At 69.3% G+C, this 18,639-nt stretch carries 20 protein-coding genes; 10 read left to right on the top strand and 10 right to left on the bottom strand.

Going from position 1 to position 18,639, the window contains the following annotated elements:
* Positions 1–49 precede the first annotated feature (49 nt).
* Positions 50–313, bottom strand: coding sequence for a protease inhibitor I42 family protein (locus VF106_RS05090; protein ID WP_330838377.1), 264 nt, complete (start codon positions 311–313; stop codon positions 50–52).
* A gap of 236 nt (positions 314–549) precedes the next feature.
* Between VF106_RS05090 and VF106_RS05085 the strand changes: the two genes are divergently transcribed.
* On the top strand, positions 550–2,394 hold the full coding sequence (locus tag VF106_RS05085; RefSeq protein WP_414638864.1) for a S9 family peptidase: 1,845 nt from the start codon (positions 550–552) through the stop codon (positions 2,392–2,394).
* Here VF106_RS05085 and VF106_RS05080 read toward each other — a convergent pair.
* Together VF106_RS05080 and VF106_RS05075 are read right to left on the bottom strand one after the other, a co-directional pair.
* On the bottom strand, positions 2,391–2,867 hold the full coding sequence (locus tag VF106_RS05080) for a Dps family protein (protein ID WP_330838375.1): 477 nt from the start codon (positions 2,865–2,867) through the stop codon (positions 2,391–2,393). The two genes, VF106_RS05085 and VF106_RS05080, sit on opposite strands and share 4 nt — an antisense overlap.
* A gap of 57 nt (positions 2,868–2,924) precedes the next feature.
* A complete protein-coding gene (locus VF106_RS05075) occupies positions 2,925–3,482 on the bottom strand; it encodes an NADPH-dependent FMN reductase (RefSeq protein ID WP_330838374.1) in 558 nt (185 codons plus the stop codon).
* Positions 3,483–3,752: 270 nt separating this feature from the next.
* Between VF106_RS05075 and VF106_RS05070 the strand changes: the two genes are divergently transcribed.
* Complete coding sequence (locus VF106_RS05070) at positions 3,753–4,835, top strand: alpha/beta hydrolase fold domain-containing protein (protein WP_330838373.1); 1,083 nt, start codon at positions 3,753–3,755, stop codon at positions 4,833–4,835.
* Here the strand turns inward: VF106_RS05070 and VF106_RS05065 are convergent.
* Positions 4,832–5,263, bottom strand: coding sequence for a Fur family transcriptional regulator (locus VF106_RS05065; protein ID WP_330838372.1), 432 nt, complete (start codon positions 5,261–5,263; stop codon positions 4,832–4,834). The genes VF106_RS05070 and VF106_RS05065 overlap by 4 nt on opposite strands.
* A gap of 116 nt (positions 5,264–5,379) precedes the next feature.
* Between VF106_RS05065 and VF106_RS05060 the strand changes: the two genes are divergently transcribed.
* Entirely contained in the window at positions 5,380–6,549 is a 1,170-nt protein-coding gene (locus tag VF106_RS05060; protein ID WP_330838371.1) for an MFS transporter, read from the top strand.
* A gap of 18 nt (positions 6,550–6,567) precedes the next feature.
* Here VF106_RS05060 and VF106_RS05055 read toward each other — a convergent pair whose 3' ends face one another.
* On the bottom strand, positions 6,568–6,825 hold the full coding sequence (locus tag VF106_RS05055) for a hypothetical protein (RefSeq protein ID WP_330838370.1): 258 nt from the start codon (positions 6,823–6,825) through the stop codon (positions 6,568–6,570).
* Between the two features lie 95 nt (positions 6,826–6,920).
* Between VF106_RS05055 and VF106_RS05050 the strand changes: the two genes are divergently transcribed.
* The 3 genes from VF106_RS05050 to VF106_RS05040 all read left to right on the top strand — a co-directional run bounded on the left by VF106_RS05050 (position 6,921) and on the right by VF106_RS05040 (position 9,605).
* Positions 6,921–7,769: a helix-turn-helix domain-containing protein gene (locus VF106_RS05050; protein WP_330838369.1), complete on the top strand. Its 849-nt coding sequence runs from the start codon at positions 6,921–6,923 to the stop codon at positions 7,767–7,769.
* Positions 7,766–7,945 carry a DUF397 domain-containing protein gene (locus VF106_RS05045; RefSeq protein WP_330838368.1) on the top strand — a complete coding sequence of 60 codons (180 nt, stop codon included), beginning with the start codon at positions 7,766–7,768 and terminating at the stop codon, positions 7,943–7,945. The genes VF106_RS05050 and VF106_RS05045 overlap by 4 nt, the downstream gene beginning before the upstream one ends.
* A 235-nt stretch (positions 7,946–8,180) precedes the next feature.
* Positions 8,181–9,605 carry a serine hydrolase domain-containing protein gene (locus VF106_RS05040; RefSeq protein ID WP_330838367.1) on the top strand — a complete coding sequence of 475 codons (1,425 nt, stop codon included), beginning with the start codon at positions 8,181–8,183 and terminating at the stop codon, positions 9,603–9,605.
* Positions 9,606–9,607: 2 nt separating this feature from the next.
* Here VF106_RS05040 and VF106_RS05035 read toward each other — a convergent pair whose 3' ends face one another.
* Positions 9,608–10,456, bottom strand: coding sequence for a LysR family transcriptional regulator (locus VF106_RS05035; RefSeq protein WP_330838366.1), 849 nt, complete (start codon positions 10,454–10,456; stop codon positions 9,608–9,610).
* A gap of 91 nt (positions 10,457–10,547) precedes the next feature.
* On the opposite strand from VF106_RS05035, the gene VF106_RS05030 reads away from it, so the two are divergent.
* The gene (locus tag VF106_RS05030; protein ID WP_330838365.1) at positions 10,548–11,285 is read left to right on the top strand and encodes an SDR family oxidoreductase; all 738 of its coding nucleotides are present in this window, start codon (positions 10,548–10,550) and stop codon (positions 11,283–11,285) included.
* A 4-nt stretch (positions 11,286–11,289) separates the two neighbouring features.
* Here VF106_RS05030 and VF106_RS05025 read toward each other — a convergent pair whose 3' ends face one another.
* The 4 genes from VF106_RS05025 to VF106_RS05010 form a co-directional block, all read right to left on the bottom strand.
* Complete coding sequence (locus tag VF106_RS05025) at positions 11,290–11,781, bottom strand: GNAT family N-acetyltransferase (RefSeq protein ID WP_330838364.1); 492 nt, start codon at positions 11,779–11,781, stop codon at positions 11,290–11,292.
* Positions 11,782–11,786: 5 nt separating this feature from the next.
* A complete protein-coding gene (locus VF106_RS05020) occupies positions 11,787–13,118 on the bottom strand; it encodes a GGDEF domain-containing protein (protein WP_330838363.1) in 1,332 nt (443 codons plus the stop codon).
* Positions 13,119–13,227: 109 nt separating this feature from the next.
* Positions 13,228–14,286 carry an aspartate-semialdehyde dehydrogenase gene (locus VF106_RS05015; protein ID WP_330838409.1) on the bottom strand — a complete coding sequence of 353 codons (1,059 nt, stop codon included), beginning with the start codon at positions 14,284–14,286 and terminating at the stop codon, positions 13,228–13,230.
* Positions 14,286–15,551, bottom strand: coding sequence for an aspartate kinase (locus tag VF106_RS05010; RefSeq protein WP_330838362.1), 1,266 nt, complete (start codon positions 15,549–15,551; stop codon positions 14,286–14,288). Before VF106_RS05010 ends, VF106_RS05015 begins: the two co-directional genes overlap by 1 nt.
* A gap of 139 nt (positions 15,552–15,690) precedes the next feature.
* Here VF106_RS05010 and VF106_RS05005 point away from each other — a divergent pair, with 139 nt between their 5' ends.
* From VF106_RS05005 to VF106_RS04995, 3 genes are all read left to right on the top strand, one after another.
* Positions 15,691–16,902 carry a glycosyltransferase family protein gene (locus tag VF106_RS05005; protein WP_330838361.1) on the top strand — a complete coding sequence of 404 codons (1,212 nt, stop codon included), beginning with the start codon at positions 15,691–15,693 and terminating at the stop codon, positions 16,900–16,902.
* Positions 16,902–17,495 carry a nitroreductase family protein gene (locus VF106_RS05000; RefSeq protein ID WP_330838360.1) on the top strand — a complete coding sequence of 198 codons (594 nt, stop codon included), beginning with the start codon at positions 16,902–16,904 and terminating at the stop codon, positions 17,493–17,495. The genes VF106_RS05005 and VF106_RS05000 overlap by 1 nt, the downstream gene beginning before the upstream one ends.
* A 359-nt stretch (positions 17,496–17,854) precedes the next feature.
* Entirely contained in the window at positions 17,855–18,616 is a 762-nt protein-coding gene (locus VF106_RS04995) for a helix-turn-helix transcriptional regulator (RefSeq protein ID WP_330838359.1), read from the top strand.
* The last annotated feature ends 23 nt before the right edge of the window (positions 18,617–18,639 follow it).

Below are 18,639 nucleotides of genomic sequence, written 5' to 3'. Positions count from 1 at the left end.
CTTGACCGTTCTGGGCGTTCGCGCTCGGCTACGTCCCGTTCTGCGTGCTCTAGATCGCCTCGACGACGAACGTGCGGATGTCGCGGACCGCGGTCTCCCACGGGCGGATCAGCGCGGCCAACAGCTCGTGGCGGCCGGCCGTGGTGACCTCGACCGTGAACACCCGCTCCCCCACACTGCCGGGGATGCTGCCGGACGGGAAGAACTCCACCGACACCACCGGCAGCGTCGAGGTCAGTTGCCACTCGTAGCCGGAGCCCGGTGACTCCGGCAGCGCCAGCGACACCGTCTCACCGACGCGTGCCGTGATCACGCCCACAGCTCGTCGCTCTGGCTGGTCACCGCGCAGAGTGACGCCACCGCGTTCTCGGCACCCATGATTCCCCCTGCGGGGTTGGGAACGGACACCTCATTAGAGTCCCCTTGGGACGGAATGGATACCGAAACACCAAGTATCGCAAGGGTTTTCTCCATACCGGTGAACGCGAGCGGCTATTTTCCGACGACGTGCGTCGTACAGGAAGTTGCCGGCTGCGCGAGCGGGTGCGGATGAGGCAGTATCAGGGTGTGAGCAACCACCCGCCCGCCGAGGTCCCCGACACGCTGTTCGCCGACGCCGACGCCGAGTCGCGCTGGCGAGCACGGTTCACCGCGGCCCGCGTGTCCCTACCTAACTGGGCGCGGGACGAGCCGGACCGCAACATCTACATCTCCAACGCGAGCGGCGTGTTCGAGATCTACGCATGGGACCGGGCCGCGGGCACCCACCGGCAGGTCACCGACCGGCCCAACGGCACCTACAACGGCACGATCGCCCCGGACGGTGAGCACATCTGGTGGTTCGCCGACTCCGACGGCGACGAGTTCGGCAGCTGGGTGTCCGAGCCGTTCGGCGGGGGCTCGAAGGCGGTGCCGGCGGTGCCCGGCAGCGTGCGCGGTTACCCGGCCGGCCTCGGGATCGGGCGCACGACCACCGCGCTCGGCGTCTCCAACGACGACGGCACCACCGTGTTCGTCGCGCGGAACGGCGAACCGGCCGCGGTGGTGTACCAGAACGAGCACGACGGCGGGGTCGCCGCGCTGTCCAGGGACGAGACGCTCATCGGCATCGAGCACTCCGAGCACGGCGACAACCGGCACCCCGCGCTGCGGGTGCTCGGCCTCGACGGCTCGACGGTCGCCGAGAAGTGGGACGGCGAGGGCAAGGGTCTCGACGCGGTCGGGTTCAGCCCCGTCGAGGGCGACCAGCGGCTGCTCGTCCGGCACGAGCGGCGCGGCCGCGAGGAGCTGCTGATCTGGGACGTCGCCGCCGACACCGAGGTCGAACTGGAGATCGACCTGCCCGGTGAGCTGGCCGCCGACTGGTACCCGGACGGCACGGCGCTCGTCGTCGTGCACACCCACGAGGCCCGCGACAGCCTGTACCGCTACGACCTGACCTCCGGTGAGCTGACCAAACTCGACACGCCGGCGGGCACGATCATCTCCGCCGACGTGCGCCCGGACGGCACGGTCGAGTACTCGTGGTCCAACGCGGCAATGCCCGGCGTGGTGCGGGCGCTGTCGACGGACGGCACCGAGCGCGTGCTGTTGGAGCCACCCGGCCACAAGGCGCCGGCGTCCGTCGAGTTGATGGATGTGTTCGTTTCCAGCGAGGGTGGTCAGGTGCACGCGCTGTACGCGCGGCCGGCCGGTTCGCCGGACGGGCCGCTGCCCACCGTCTTCTCGCTACACGGCGGCCCGCACTCGCAGGACGAGGACCGGTTCTCCGCATACCGGGCAGTGTGGCTGGACGCCGGGTTCGCGGTCGTGCACGTCAACTACCGCGGGTCGTCCGGCTACGGCTCGGCCTGGCGGGACGCCATCGAGGGCCGGCCCGGCCTGACGGAGCTGGCGGACGTGGCCGCAGTACACACGTGGGCGGTGGAGAAGGGCCTCGCCGACCCAGCGAAGTGCGTGGTCAACGGCGCGTCATGGGGCGGCTACCTGTCGCTGCTGGCGCTGGGCACGCAGCCGCTGCTGTGGGCGGCCGGCGTCGCCGGCGTGCCGGTGGCGGACTACCTGGCCGCCTACGAGGACGAGATGGAGCCGCTACGGGCGTTCGACCGCGCCCTCTTCGGCGGCTCACCCGACGAGGTGGGCGACCGCTACGTCGAGTGCTCGCCGATCACGTACGTGGACCGGGTGCGGGCGCCGGTGTTGGTGGTGGCCGGGGAGAACGACCCGCGCTGCCCGATCCGCCAGATCGAGAACTACCTCGCACGCCTGGCGGACCGGGACAGCCCGTACGAGGTGTACCGGTACGACGCGGGTCATGGCTCGCTGGTCGTCGCCGAGACGATCAAGCAGACGGCGATCGAAGTGCACTTCGTTCGCCGCCACCTGGGCCTTTAGGCCAGCTGGGCCTGCCACATCCAGTGCTGCTTCTCGAGCTCCCTCGCGATCTCGATCAGCAGGTCCTGGGTGACCAGGTCGGACTTGTCGGTCTCCTCGATGCGCTTGCGCAGCCGCTTGATGAGCGCGTCGAGGATCTCGACGATGGCGGCCACGGTGGACTCGACGTTCTGCCAGTTGTCCGGGTAGTTGGGGATACCCGAGCTCTCGACGACGGTCTTCGCCTTGCCGTTCGGCGAGATGCCGATGGCGTTGGCGCGCTCGGCCACGTCGTCGGTGAACTGGCGGGCGGCGCTGACCAACTCGTCGAGCTGGAGATGGGCGCTGCGGAAGTTCGGGCCGACGACGTTCCAGTGCGCCTGCTTGGCGATCAGCGAGAGATCGACAAGGTCCACGAGCGTTGCCTGGAGGATCGCGCCGGTGGTCTCGCGCTCGGTGTCACCGAGCGGACTCGTGATCGGAGACTTGGTCATCTCGTACCTCCTTCGTACACCTACGGAAACCCGTGGTGTACCCAGGGAGATTCCAGGTCATACCCGGGTTGTGGCGAACTCCACGACCTGTAGTCCGATCGTGCGGAGGGTTGCGGCGACCTGGTCGTCGGAACAGTCGCCGTCGGCGCCGAACATCACGTTGGCGGAGTTGACGGTGGCACCCAGCGGGGTCGGCCAGCCACGCAGGGCGTGCACGATCGAACGGAGCGACGTGAGCGTGGTCACGGCCGCCTGCCAGCCACGCGCGGCGGCGACACAGCCCACGGCCCGACCGTCGAGATAGGGGCGGCTGTCCTCGCGGAGGTCCTCCACATAGTCCAGTGCGTTCTTGACCAGCCCGGAGATGGAGCCGTGGTAGCCGGGCGAGACGAGGACCACGCCGTCGGCGTTGCGCAGCTCCTCGACCAGCCGGTACGCGGCCGGGCTCCGCTCGGGCACCGCCGGGTCGTAGAAGGGCAGGACGAGGTCGGCGCCGGTGATCACGGTCGTCTTCGCGCCCGCCCGTTCGGCCCCGTCAAGCGCGATGCGCAGCGCCCGCTCGGACTGAGAGTCCGTCCGTAACGACCCCCCGATGCCCACCACGTTGACCGTCACGACGCCCCCTCACCCGCTGCGCGGCGCCGGAACGCTCCGCAGGCTCCGCTCCTCCGGCGCCCTCCGCGGGCTCGGTGGCGTCGTGAGTGTTGATGGTTCGCTCCGCAAGCTCCGCTCACGACACTCCCTCCGTCACCTCGATACTCCCCCATTGTCCGCGTGTTCGGTTGGCGACGACCGGTATGCGAGCCAAGTCGGTTGTCACTCTGGCCAAATCAAACGACGGGTGGTAGTAGCCTCCACCTCGTAGTCGCGCCGGGGAGGCGTTTCATGTACAGGGTTCCGCTGCCGGTTCAGGGACTTGCGCTGCACGCCGTGTTCGCACTCCCACAGCCCCTGCGACGTGTCCTCGCGGGCCCGCCCATCCGTCGCGACGGGCTGGAGCTGGCGCTCGACGCCCAGCTGCTGCTTCGTCTGATGAACCTGTCCGGCACCAACCTCACGCGCGGCACTCCCGCCGAGGCGCGGGCCCACCTGGAACAGACGCGCGGCCTCGTCGCCGGCACCACGTTCACCGGCGTGCGGACGCGGGAGCTGGACATCCCGTCCGACGGCGAGCCCGTGCCGGCTCGGCTGTACGAGCCGGCGAACCTGCCGACCGGCTCTCCGCTGCTCGTCTACCTGCACGGCGGCGGCTGGGTGCTCGGCAGCATCGACTCCCATGACCACGTCTGCCGGTATCTCGCCCGTAACGCCCAGGTCCGCGTGCTGTCCGTCGGGTACCGGCTCGCGCCCGAGCACCGCTTTCCCGCGGCGGCAGAGGACGCCTTCACCGCGTTCCGCTTCGCGGCGCGCAATGCCGAGACGCTTGGGGCCGACCCGTCCGCGATCGCGGTCGGTGGGGACAGCGCTGGCGCGAACCTCGCGGCCTCCATCTGCCTGCAGGCCATGAAAAAGGGCCCTCGGCCGGTGTTCCAGCTGCTGTTCTACCCGGGGACCGATGCGACGACGCGCCGCCGGTCGCGGGACGTGTTCGCCGACGGGTTCTTCCTCACCGACGACGACATCACCTGGTTCCTCGACCACTACAGCCCGGACCTGGCGGCACGACGCGATCCGCGGCTGTCGGTCCTGCTCGCCGACGACCTGCGGGGCCTGCCACCCGCCTATGTGGCGACGGCCGGGTTCGACCCGCTGCGCGACGAGGGCAACGCGTTCGCCGACCGGTTGCGGGACGCAGGGGTGCCGGTGGTGAAGCGGCAGCACGACGACCTCATGCACGGTTTCGTCAGCTTCCTGAACCTCGGTACGCGGTTCCGGGAAGCGGTCTCGGAAGCGGCAGGCGCGCTGCGCACCGGGCTAGCACTGCGTTCCCGCGCGAACGTCGTCGACATCTTCCGGCCGACCGCCTAAGCGCGAGCCGCCTTGCACTGTGGGCAGTAGCCCCAGAACACGACCTCGGCCTCGTCGATCACGAAACCCTCGGACGCCGACGGCTCCAGGCACGGGGCGGGGCCTACGACGCAGTCGACGTCCTCGGTGCGGCCGCACACCCGGCAGACGAGGTGGTGGTGGTTGTCCATCGCGCGTGTCTCGTACCGGGCGGGATGGCCGGCTGGTTCGATCCGCCGCAACAGGCCGGTCTGCGTGCAGGCGTGCAGCACGTCGTAGATCGCCTGCGTTGACACGGAGCCCAGCCGGCGACGCACGCCGTCGGCGACCTGTTCGGCGGTGGCGTGCGGGTGTGCGTCGAGCCAGTCCAGCGTGGCCAGTCGTGGTGCGGTCACCCGCAACCCCACGGCCCGCAGCTGGTCGGCCGGTCCTGCCCTGTGGTCGTTCATCGCAGGTACCACTGCACCACCGTTTCTTGAATCGGTCAAGAAAGCCTTCGGGTGATTGTCGGTGCCCGGTGGTAAACCAGTTGCCGCACGCCGATCGAAAGAGGTCACATCCAACTATGCAGCTGTACCGCCAGGTCCTGGCCCTACCCGGAGTCCGCTCCCTGCTCGTGCTCATTTTCTTCGCGCGCATCCCGAGCACCTCGGGCGGGATGCTCCTGACGCTGCATGTCGCCGTGTCGATGGGGCACGGTTATGGCGCGGCGGGCACGGTCGGTGCGGCGACCACGATCGGGATGGCCGTCGGCGCGCCGATCATGGGGCGGGTCGTGGACCGGTACGGCTTACGCCGGCTCGTGGTCATCACGACGGTGGGCGAGGCCGTCTTCTGGGCGGTCGCCCGGTTCCTGCCGTACCCGATGCTGCTGGTGTTCGGGTTCGTCGGCGGGTTCGTCGTGCTGCCGGCCATGTCGATCGGCCGGCAGGCGATCGCCGCGCTCGTGCCGGTGGACCTGCGCCGCACGGCCTACTCGATGGACTCGGTGTCGACCGAGCTGTCGTTCATGGTCGGGCCGGCGGCGGCGGTGTTCGTGTCCACGCAGTTCTCGACGGAGACGGCGATGGTGACGATGGCGTGCCTGCTCGTGCTCGTCGGGGTGATGTTGTACGTGGTGAACCCGGCGGTGCGGAGCGAGGCCGAGAAGGCCGGCGCTGAGGAGCGTGTGCCTCGCCGGTCGTGGCTCACGCCGCGGATGATCGGTGTGCTGACCGTGGCGGCGGGCGCGGTGTTCGTCCTGGGCGGCACCGAGGTCGCGGTCGTGGCGCACCTGCAGGAGTCCGGCGACCTGCCGTGGACGGGCGTGGTGCTGGCTGTGTGGGCGGCGGGCTCCGCGATCGGCGGGCTCGTATACGGGGCACTGCACCGGTCGGTCCCGCAGGTGGTGCTGATGGCGTGCCTCGGCGCGCTGACGATCCCGATCGGACTGGCCGGCGAGTGGTGGCTGTTGATGGTGTTCCTGGTGCCGGCCGCGGTCCTGTGCGCCCCGACGATCGCGGCGACGGCCGAGGAGGTGGCACGGCTGGCGCTACCGGCGGTTCGTGGTGTGGCGACGGGCCTGCAGTCGTCGGCGTTCACGTTGGGTCAGGCCGCCGGCGCACCGGCGGTGGGGTTCGCGGTGGACCACGGGTCGCCGATGTGGGGCTTCGTGGTGGCCGGACTCGGCGGTTTGGTGGTCGCTGGTGTGGCGGCGGTGCTCGCCGCACGACAGAGGGAGTTGGCGCCCGTGTAGGTGGGGACCGGAGGCGGCTCAACCCAGCTGGAACATCGCCGGGTCGGGGTGTGCCTTGGCGTGCAGGTGCTCGACGAGCTTCACGCGTGCTTCGCGGAACGCCTCGACGAGCCGGATCAACATGTCCGGATCGTTGACGATGAGCCGCAACGTGTCCCCGCCGAACCGATACTCGCCGAACACGATCTCGACGAAGTCGTCGGCCGGGTGCACCTCCGTCCTCACCGGACAACTGCGGTCGACATAGGCATACTGGTCGGTGCGCAAGTAATTCATGGTTCGATATTGCACACTTGGCATATTGCAGTCAAATATTGTCGACTCAGCGTATAAAATTCGGACGGTTTCCATCACGCAGTACGGTTTTGCACATGGCCGCCAATACGCCGACCCCGAAAGCACTGAGGTTGGGCACCGCTCTTCGCGAGGCCCGGAATGCCATCGGCATGAGCCAGATGACTTTAGGCGAACTAGTCGGCATCCATCACACGATCCTCAGCAAGATCGAGAACGGGCACCGCGTGCCGACGACCGAACAGACGGCGACGATGCTGGCCCACCTGCGCGTCAACGGAGAACGCGCCGAGGCGATCATCGAACTGGCCCGCGGCACAGGAAATCCGCTGTGGTTGGCGGTGACGCTGCCCGACCAACAACACCAGATGGAGGCACTGCTCGACTTCGAACGAAACGCGAGGATTATCACGGAGGTCTCACCGCTCCTCGTCCCCGGCCTCCTGCAGACAACCGGCTACATCAGGGCAATCATGTCCACCGCGGTGTCACCCAAGGAAGTCGAGACACGAACCGCCGTACGCATCGGGCGTCGAGATTCAATCATCCGAGAGGACAACCCGGCTGAATTCGTCGCGCTGATCGGCGAAGCCTCGCTGCGCCAGATGCTCGGCGACAAGCAGGTCATGATCGAGCAACTGCGGCATCTGTTGAGAATGGCTGAGCGTCCGAATATCGATCTGCGAGTCGTGCCCTTCGCCAGCGGGTGGCACCCCGCGCTCGAAGGTGCCTTCACGGTGATCGAACCGAAGGAGGGCGAGCCGATCGTTCACCTGGAGAACCGCAGGTCGGGATTGTTCTTGCACAGACCCGTGGACACCAAGCTTTACCGCGAGGCGGCTGAATGGGAACGTCGAGTGGCGATGTGCCAGGAGAAAACCTCCGGGCTCATCACCGAGTTGATCAACCATATGGAGTCAACATGACGACGTTACCGTCGTGGCGCAAAAGCAGCCGGAGCGCCAACACCACAAACTGCGTGGAGCTGCACCGCACGTTGGCCGCGGTCCGCGACAGCAAGCGGCCAGCCGGCCCAGAACTGTCCGTGACCGGGTTGTCCGAGTTCATCCAACAGATCAAGACCGGCCGCTTCGACCGCTGACCGCGGCCGCGGTGCCTCGAGTGTGCGCTTCGGGAGGCTCAACCCAGATCCACCGATGGTCTTGGTGCGGTTCGGTGGTTCCGCTGCGCCCACCGGCGATGTCTCGAAAGACGCTTTCGGGTCGTTGAACGTCATCAGCGCGTCTTTCGAGACATCGGCGATGCCCTGAACGCGAAGCGGCCCTTGGGGTCAGGGCTTGACCTTGCCCCTGGGGCAGGGTCAGACGATGGTTTGCATGAACGACAACGCACTCCACACCGTCGAAGCGCAGCTCCGCGAGCAGGTCGCCACCTACTGCGAGTCCAACAACGTCCCCGGGTTCGTCGCCGGCGTCTATCACGCCGGGGAGCAGATCGTCGTCGCCCACGGTGTCGCGAATGTCGCCACCGGGGCGCCGATGATCGAGGACACCGGGTTCCTCTTCGGCTCTGTCACCAAGGTCCTGACCACCACGCTGGTCCTGCAGCAGGTCGAGCGTGGACAGCTGGACCTCGACGCGCCGGTGGTGAAGTACCTTCCCGAACTCGCACTGGCCGCGCCGAGCGACGTGAACAAGATCCTGGTTCGGCACCTGATCTCACACACCAACGGCATCGACGCGGATCTGTACTTCCCGGACGCCAAGGGCCGTGACGCCCTGAAGACCTACGTCGAAGGTCTGGCGAGCAGCTGCGGCACCATGTTCGAACCCGGCGAGCAGCTCAGCTACTCCAACGGCGGCATGATCGTCGCGGGTCGCCTCCTGGAAGTGGTGACCGGCATGTCCTTCCACGACCTGCTCGAGCGGGACATCTACGCACCGGTCGGCATGGCGAACTCCAGCACCTCGGCCGAGCAGGCCATCCTGCGCAGCACGGCCGTCGGGCACTTCCTGGACCCCGAGACCATGGCGGCCAAGCCCACCAACATGTTCATGCTGCCCGACACGTGGGGGCCGGCCGGCGGCACGCCGATCGGCACCGTCGACGACCTGCTCGCCTTCGGACGCACCCACCTCGCGGGCGGCGTGTCGCCGTCCGGCACGCGCGTCCTGTCGGCCGAGCTGACCACGTTGATGCAGCAGACCTCGCACGACATGGCGACCCCGAACGTCCCGCCGATGGGCCTGGGCTGGGTGCGGTACCCGTTCGGGGACACGACCGTCCTCGCCATGTCGGGTGCGTCTCCGGGCGGCGTGTCGATCCTGTGCGTCGTACCAGAGCACGACCTGGTCTTCACCGCCTTCGGCAACAACCCGGGGGCGATCATGCTGCAGGACCAGATCCTGCAGCACCTGCTGCGTGAGCACGTCGGCGTCCAGATCCCCACGCTGGTCACGGAACTGGCGCAGGACGTCGACCTCGCCCCCTATGTGGGCACCTACCGCTCCAACCAGCTCCGCATCGACGTCAGCATCGTCGACGGCCAGCTCGAGGAGCGGATGACCTACGAACCGGCGGACGAGTCGCAGAAGCGGATCTTCACCGAGTTCGCCGGCGGCGCGACCTCCGCCCCGCCGCAGCGCTACGTGCCGATCCGCCCCGGCCTCTTCGCGCCGGCCGGCTACCCGCTCGAGACGTTCGACGGCTACCTACGCCTGCTGCTCGTCTCCTACCACGACGTCCGCGACGGCCAGGCACGCTTCCACAACGCCGGCGGCCGACTGACGCGGCGAGCCTGACGTCACAGTCGTGTGGCTGTGCGGATCAGCCCGGCGAGGGCGAGGGAGCGGCTGTGCGGGGGCCAGGCGATGAGGGTCGTGACCAGCGGCGCGTCGGTCACGGGGACGGCGGTGTGGTCGGGCCACAGCCAGGCGCGGCTGGAGAAGGGGATGACGACCATGGTGTGTCCGAGGGCGATCAGCTGGGCCAGCTGCGACTGGTCGCGGACCTTGGGGCCCGGTCCAGGTGGATAGGTGCCGTCGAGGCGGGGCCAGCGGGCCAGCGGCAGATCGGGGACGTTGCTGATCTCGGCCATGGTCAGGGACGAGCGCGCGGCGAGGGGGTGGTCGGCGGGCACGACGGCGACTTGCTCCTCGGTAAGCAGTTCCTCGCTGTCGAAGCCGGCGATGGGGTCGAAAGGCAGGTGCACGAGTGCGGCGTCGGCGCGACCGTCACGCAGGAGCTTCGGCTGCTCACCGATGCCGCACAGCAGCACCTCGACGTCGGCCGCATCGGGTTCGGCGGCGTAGACGTCGAGGAGTTTCCGCAGCAGCTCGTGGTCCGCGCCGCTCTTCACCGCCAGCACGAGGCGGTTGCCGGTAGCGGCCGCGCGGCGGGTGCGGTTGGCGGCGGCCTCCGCCGCGTCGAGTGTCGCGCGGCCCTCGTTCAGCAGGACCTCCCCGGCGTCGGTGAGGGTGACGCCACGACGGTTGCGCGTCAGCAGGGTGACGCCGAGGCGCCGCTCCAGCTGTTGGATCGCCCGGGACAGCGGTGGCTGGGCCATGCCGAGGCGCTCGGCGGCGCGGCCGAAGTGCAGCTCCTCGGCGACGGTCACGAAGTACCGCAGTTCGCGGGTCTCCAACAGGTCCACTCCGCCAACGTACTTGTGATACCTGGCGAGTATCACAGCGCACCGGATCGGTGTTGGAGCTGCGCCCGCCGCCGGGACCACCATCGACCGCGTGAGCGAACAGAAGATCGCGCTGGTGACCGGCGCGAACAAGGGGATCGGGTACGAGATCGCGGCCGGGCTGGGTGCTCTCGGCTATCGCGTGGGGGTGGGCGCCCGTGACGCGGCCCGGCGCGAGATCGCTGTCGAGAAGCTGAGCGCGGCCGGGCTCGACGTGTTCGGCGTACCGCTGGACGTGACCGACGACCGGAACGTCACCGCGGCCGCGGAACTCGTCGAGCGGCAGGCCGGGCGCCTGGACGTCCTGGTCAACAACGCCGGCGTCTCGGGAGAGGTGGGGCCGGGCTGGGTACAGGACCCGACCACGCTCGACCTGGACATGGTCCGCGCGGTCGTGGAGACCAACGTCATCGGTGTCATCCGGGTGACCAACGCGATGCTGCCGCTGCTGCGCCGCTCGGCGTCGCCTCGGATCGTCAATGTCTCCAGCAGCGTCGCTTCCCTGACCCTGCAGGCGGATCCGGACGTCGAGATCGGCCCGGTCATGGCGGCCTACGCGCCGACGAAGACGTTTCTCAACGCCGTCACCGTCCAGTACGCCCGCCAGCTCGCCGGCACGAACATCCTGATCAACGCCGCCTGCCCGGGGCTGGTCGCGACCGACTTCACCGGCTTCCAGGCGCCCCGCACTCCCGAGCAGGGCGCCGCCATCGCGATTCGGCTCGCCACGCTGCCCGACGGCGGCCCGACCGGCTCTTTCTTCGAGGACGCCGGCGTCATCCCCTGGTGACCGCTCAGATGATGGTTCGGCGGAGCCGGACGTAGGTGGTGTCGCCCGGGCCCGGGCGGGTGTGGCCGTCCGGGCGCCAGCCGTGGCTTTCGTAGAACGACTGGGCGCGGTCGTTGCTGGACCACACCTCCAGCACGCCCACGGTGACACCCGCCTCGCGCCATGCCTCGACACAGGTTTCGTGCAGGGCGGTGCCCACGCCCTTGCGCCAGTGGTTCGGGTGTACGTGGATCTGGTGCAGTTGCCCCACCCATGGGCCGAGCCAGTTCATCGGCGGCCCGGTCAGTGCCATGCCGGCGACCTCGCCGTCCACCTCCGCGCACCACAGCTTGCGGTTGAACCGCTCGGGGATGTCCCGGTAGATCCCGCGTAGTTCCGCCGCTCGACGGTCGAGTACGGCGGCATCGACATGCCCGTCGTAGTAGGTGTTTCGGGCAGCGATGTGTACCTCCGCCACCGCGGCGGTGTCTTCTGGGCGCGCGATCCTTATCTCCACGTTGACTAGGACGGCGGGCGCAGCCGGAGGTTGGGTGGACTTGTCGGCACGGCTCGACGAGGAGCCGGGACCGGTTGATCCGCGCTGCTCACCACCGTGTTGCGGCCGGCTCGCTTCGCCCGGTACATGGCCGTGTCGGCGGCGTGCACCAGGCCGTCGACCGTGGTGCCCGCGTCCGGGTAGCAGGCCACGCCGACCGACACCGACAGGTCGCTGATCACGTGTGTCTTGTCGTCGATCGTCACGGTGACCGCCAGGGCGGTGATCGCGAGCCGGACGCGTTCGGCCACGTGGCGGGCGCCGCTGTCGGAGATCTGTGGCAGCAGGACGGCGAACTCCTCGCCGCCCCAACGGCCCACCGAGTCGTACGCCCGTAGCTGTCCCCTGATCGTGTCGGCGACCTTGCGCAGCACGGCGTCACCCGCCATGTGTCCGTAGGTGTCGTTGACCCGCTTGAACCGATCGAGGTCGACCATCAGCACCGCGAACTGTTCGCGGGTGCGCACGAGCTCGTTCGACAACCGGACGCGCCACTCCGCGTCGGTGAGCAGGCCGGTTTTCGAGTCCTGGGCGGCTTTTTCCTCAAGCTGGCGCATGAGGATGTTGCGGTGCAACACGATCACCGGCAGCAGGATGAGCCCGACCAGCACCGGCTGGGTCACCAGCACGACCGCCGTCGCACCGCCAAGGCTCAGTGTCGCCAGCTCCAGTGCGTTCTCCGCCTTGGTGCCGATGGTCTTCGTCCACGGGCGGGTCGGGTGGTGGAGCTTGATACCGATCGCGACCAGCACGCCGTTGATCGTCGTGTAGACGAGCCCGGCCACCACGATCGCGATCAGGACAAGGCAGCCTTCCCAGCCGTCGACCAGCACGTTCCTGACGCCGAACAGCCGCATCAGCGGGCCGACCGCCACGCACGCGAGCAGGATCGTGCTCGCGGAGAACACCACCCGGTACGCGGAGCGGCCCTGGACCGGTCGCCACACCCGCAGCCACAGGTGCAGGTAGATCACCACGGTCAGCGCGACGGCCATGCCTGCCGGCAGCACGACAGCGCCGCCGAACATCCACACCGAGGTCATGCTGATGTGCGGGCCGTCCGCCAGGTAGCGGCGTGCTTTCTCGATGCCCAGCGACAGTTCCGTCTGCAGCAACGACACGCCGAACAACGCACCCAGCCGTGCCCAGTCGAGCCCGGTCGGCGGCGGCCCCGGGAACAGCACCACGAGCGCGACCGCTGCCGTCTCCACGGTGAGGTACAGCGGCAGCACGCCTTGCGGCGCGGTGAAAAGCGCCCACTGCGTTGGCCGGAGTGCCCGAGGTCGGGCTGCGGTCATGCTTCGTCGCTCCACGGTGTCACGGTCCCCCGACCGTCCCGGCGGAGCTGAACGTACCGGAAAACCGTTCTGCGTCTACCGACTTGGGGGACAGTGACCACCGTTCGGGCTAACGAACAGCGAGGGACTCCGCTATCTCGTAGGTGTTGAGCGCCGCGCCCTTGCGCAGATTGTCCCCGCACACGAAGAAGTCCAACGTGTTCGGGAAGTCCAGCGCCTGCCGGATCCGGCCAACGTAGGTTGGGTCGCCGCCGACGACGTCAGCCGGGCTCGGGAACACGCCGTTCTCCGGGTCGTCCATCAGGACCACCGACGACTGGGCCGCGAACACCTCGCGAGCCTGCTCGACGGTCACCTCGTTCGCGAACGTCGCGTGCACCGCCAGCGAGTGCGTGGTGACCACCGGGACCCGCACGCAGGTCGCCGACACCTTCAGGTCCGGGATGCCGAGGATCTTGCGGGACTCGTTGCGGACCTTCAGCTCCTCGGAGAACCAGCCGTCGCCCTTGTACGAGCCGGCCGACGGCACGACGTTCAGCGCGAGCGGCGCCGGGAACGGCGAGTCGGCCAGGTTCAGCCCGGCCGCCTCCAGGGCCTCCCGCACGTCACCCGCCCGCACGCCGACGCCCTTGCCGACCACCGCGGCCAGCTCCGCGTACAGCCGGTCGACGCCGGCCACACCCGCGCCCGACACGGCCTGGTAGGAGGCCACGACCAGCTCACGCAGCTCGAACGACCGGTGCAGCGCGCCGAGCGCGGCCATCATCGACAGGGTCGTGCAGTTCGGGTTGGCGATGATCCCGCGCGGCCGGTCGTCGATCTTGTCGAGGTTGCACTCCGGGACCACGAGCGGCACGTCGTCGTCCATCCGGAACGCGCCCGAGTTGTCGACCACCACGGCGCCGCGTGCGGCCGCGATCGGCGCCCACTCGGCGGAGATCTCGTCCGGCACGTCGAACATGGCGATGTCCACGCCGTCGAACGCCTCCGGTGACAGCGCGACGACCGTGTGCTCCTGGCCGCGGACCGTGAGCTTCTTGCCGGCCGAGCGGGCCGACGCGATCAGCCGCACCTCGCCCCACGGCCACTCCGGCCGGCCGTTCATGATGTCGATCATCACCGTGCCGACCGCGCCGGTGGCGCCGACCAGTGCCAGCGTGGGTGCCATCACCGACCACTCCCCGCGTACACCTGGGCGACCTCGTCGCCGCCGAGCCCGAACGCGGCGTGGATGGCCTGCACCGCCTCGTCGAGCTGCGTGTCCCTGATCAGCACCGAGATGCGGATCTCCGAGGTGTTGATGATCTCGATGTTCACGCCGGCCGCGGCGAGGGCCTCACAGAACGTGGCCGTGACACCCGGGTGCGACCGCATGCCCGCGCCGACGAGCGACACCTTGCCGACGTGGTCGTCGTACAGCACCGCCGCGAAGCCCAACTCTTCCTTGATCTTCTCCAGCGCGGCGACCGCCGTCGGCCCGTTGTCCTTCGACAGCGTGAACGTGATGTCGGTGCGGCCGGACACCGTGCTCGACACGTTCTGCAGCACCATGTCGATGTCGATCTCGGCGTCCGCGACCGTCCGGAAGATCCGGGCCGCGACGCCGGCCTTGTCCGGCACGCCGGTGACGGTGACCTTGGCCTCGGAGCGGTCGTGCGCGACCCCGGTGATCATGGCCTGTTCCACGGGAATGTCCTCCGTTGAGCCGGTGACGATGGTGCCCGGCTTGTTGGTGTACGACGAGCGGACGTGGATGGGGACGCCGTAGCGGCGGGCGTACTCGACGCAGCGCAGCATCAGGACCTTCGCCCCGGACGCCGCCATCTCCAGCATCTCCTCGTACGGCACCCGGTCGAGCCGCCGCGCGTCGGCGACGATGCGCGGGTCCGCCGTGAACACGCCGTCCACGTCCGTGTAGATCTCGCACACGTCGGCGTTCAGCGCGGCGGCCAGCGCGACGGCGGTGGTGTCCGAGCCGCCCCGGCCGAGCGTGGTGATGTCCTTGGTGTCCTGGCTCACGCCCTGGAAGCCGGCGACGAGGCAGATGTAGCCGTCGTCGAGGGCCTGCTGCACGCGGCTCGGCGTGACGTCGATGATGCGGGCCCGGCCGTGCGTCGAGTCGGTGATCACCCCGGCCTGCGAGCCGGTGAACGACACGGCCTCGGCGCCGAGCGCGCTGATGGCCATGGCGACCAGGGCGTTGGAGATGCGCTCACCCGCGGTGAGCAGCATGTCCATCTCTCTGGACGGCGGCACCGGGTTGACCCGCTGTGCGAGGTCGAGCAGTTCGTCGGTCGTGTCACCCATCGCGGAGCACACGACCACCACGTCGTTGCCGGCCTTGCGGGTCGCCACGATTCTCTCTGCCACCCGTTTGATCCGGTCGGCGTTCTCCAGCGATGACCCGCCGTACTTCTGGACCACGAGCGCCACTGCCAGCTACCTCCTCGCCATGCTTCTCCAGGGAGCGTAACTGAGCGGGCGAATCCTTTCGGTCCTACGTGTGGCCGCCGCCACGTGCGCGAACACCCGCCATACTCTGTTGGCACGGGGAACCGGCGGAAGGATCGGGGTGTCGGCGACGGACGTGACGCGTGCCGAGGCTGAGGACTCGGCCGAGGAGACTGTGTCCCGGCGACCGGCGTGGACCCTGCACAGAGCCGGCACCGCGGTCGCCCCCGCGTTGATCTTCCTCGGCATCCGTGAGCTGGGCCTGCTGGTGCTGACGTGGATGGCGAGCCGCAACAACCACTCGGTGGCCGAGTCGCTGCGGTCGTGGGACGGGCAGTGGTTCCTCGCGATCGCGAGCGGCGGGTACGACGGGGTGCCGGTCGGGCTGGTCGACGCGTTCGGGGAGCGCAGCGCCGAGACCCCGCTCGCGTTCTTCCCCGGCTACCCGACGGTCGTGCGGTGGTTCGCCGCGATCGACGGCGACGGCGGCATCGGCCTGGTCACGTCGGCACTGACCGTGACGATCGTCTCCGGTGTGGTCTGCTCGTACGCCCTGGTCCGGCTGGGCTCGCACATCCGCGGCGGCTCGCGTCGCACGGGCCTCATCCTGGTGGCGTTGTTCGCGGCGGCACCCATGTCGGTCGTCCTGTCGATGGCGTACTCGGAGGCCATGTTCTGCGCGCTCGCGGCGTGGGCGCTGGTCGGCGTGCTGGAGCGGCGGTGGCTGCTGGCCGGGATCTGCTGCGCGCTCGCGGGGCTGGTCAGGTCCACCGGGGCGGCGCTGGTGCTGGCGGTGTGCCTGGCCGCGGTCGTGGCCATCGTCTCCGGAAAGTCCTCGTGGCGCACGTGGGTCGGCGCCCTGCTGGCACCGGTCGGCCTGTTCGGCTACCTGGCGTGGGTCGGGGTCCGGACCGGCGAGTGGGACGGCTGGTTCGCGTTGCAGGAACGCGGCTGGGGCACCGGCTTCGACGGCGGCGCGGCCACGCTGCGGTTCTCGCTGGACGCGCTGGCCGACGCCAGGTCGGTGCTCGAAGTCGCGACCGTGTGGTTCGTCCTGCTGGCCATCGCCCTGCTGGTGATCATGATCGTCCAGCGGGAGGAGTGGCCGCTGATCGTCTACGCGGCTGGCGTGCTGGCCATGGACCTGGCGTCCAACGGTCTGATGAACTCCAAGGCGCGGCTGATGCTGCCGGCGTTCACGCTGCTGATCCCGGTGGCGACCGGCCTGGCCAGACGACAACCGGCCACCGTGGCCGTGACGTTGAGCGGGCTGGCGGTGGCGAGCTCGTGGTTCGGGGCATACGCGCTGACATCGTGGGGTTACGCGATCTGATGACTACTTCCAGGGATGCCGAGACCAGTGTTCCCGTCCACCCGCTGATCGCGGCCCGGTGGAGCCCGCGAGCACTGGACCCGGACGGCAAGGTCACCGACGAGCAGCTGCGTGCCGTGCTGGAGGCGGCCAGGTGGGCACCGTCGAACGGCAACACGCAGCCGGCTCGGTTCCTGGTGGGCCGCCGAGGGGACGAGACGTACGCACGGTTGTTCGATCTGCTGTCTTCCCGCAACAAGGGCTGGGCGCACCCGGCGGCCGTGCTGATCATGGCGTGCGCGATGACGGTCAACGAGAAGGGCACCATCCCGATGCCGGAGTACGGCGTCGGCCTCGCCGCGCAGAACCTGGTGCTGCAGGCGGTCGCGGAGGGCGTGGTCGCGCACCAGATGGGCGGGTTCAACAAGGAGGGCGCGAAGCTGGTGTTCTCGCTGCCCACCGACGTGGCGCCGCAGGTGGTGATCGCGCTGGGCACGCTGGGCTCGCCAGATCTCCTCGACGAGGAACGTCGCGCGAAGGAGTTGGCACCGCGCCGCCGCAAGCCGCTCAGCGAGATCGCGTTCACCGGCGAGTGGGGCAACCCGGTCTTCTAGCGGCTTGGACGTGAGCCCATGGGGACCCACGTCCGCCGACACAGGTCAGCGCGTCCAACCGGGAGTGACCGCTGCCCGCACCTCGGTCTCGGCCGGTTCGACAGCCGCACACCGGGCACCCGGCGTCGGCGTCTTCAACGTGGCCAGATAGGTGTCGACGGTCCTGCCGAATTTCCCGGCGACGGGATCTAGCGGCGGGCGGTCCGGTCCCAGCCCGGCGGCGGGCCGTCCAGGACCTCAGCGCCAAGGTCGCTGGCCAGCGCGGCGTACGTTCGCCGGCTCGCTCAGCCGAGCCGGGAGACCGCCGGGCCCGGCGGCCGTTTGCGGTCACAGCACTGGCGGCGTTGTTACCGTGGATCATGACCAGCGGTTCTCGTCGCGAGGAGCTGCGTGACTTCCTGCGCACGCGCCGGGCACGGCTCGTCCCCGAGGACGTCGGCATGGCGGCCGGCGGCAACCGGCGGACGCCGGGGCTACGCCGGGAAGAGGTCGCCGTACTGGCCGGGGTCGGGGTCTCCTGGTACACGTGGCTCGAGCAGGGCCGGGATATCAACGTCTCGGCGGAGGTGCTCGACGCGATCGCCCGGGTGCTTCGCCTGACCGAGCCCGAGCGGGCGCACCTGTACGTGCTGGCCGGGCTCAACCCGCCGGCCGCCGCCGCTCGTGAGGGCACTGTCACCCCGGAGCTGCGGCGCCTGCTCGACGCGTGGGCGCCGCCGGCGATCCTGCGGGACCGCTACTGGCACCTGCTGGCCGTCAACGACGCGGCGCGAACCGTCTTCGGTTTCGGCGACGACGACCGCAACTGCCTGATCACCTTCTTCACCAACGCCCGCTACCGCGACATGCACGTCCACTGGGCGCAGGTCGCGCCCGAGGTCGTCGCGGCCTTCCGTGCCGACGTGGTGCCCGGCGACCCCGAGTTCGAGCGGGTGGCCGGCGAACTCCGCGCCATGAGCCCCGAGTTCGCCACCTTGTGGGACCGGCACGACGTGGGCGCACCCGCCCAGACCGTGAAGGCGGTGCGGCACCCCGAGGCCGGTGAGCTGTTCTACGACCTGACCACCCTCGCGGTGGTGGACCACGCCGGCTGGTTCCTGGAGCTGTACAACCCGCGCTGAGGCTGGTGGTGCCAGACCCCGGA

This window comes from Actinophytocola sp. (assembly GCF_036378875.1).
Classification (GTDB): domain Bacteria; phylum Actinomycetota; class Actinomycetes; order Mycobacteriales; family Pseudonocardiaceae; genus Actinophytocola.
The sequence above is the reverse complement of the archived record's forward strand: the minus strand, read 5'-3'. Positions and strand labels throughout refer to the sequence as shown.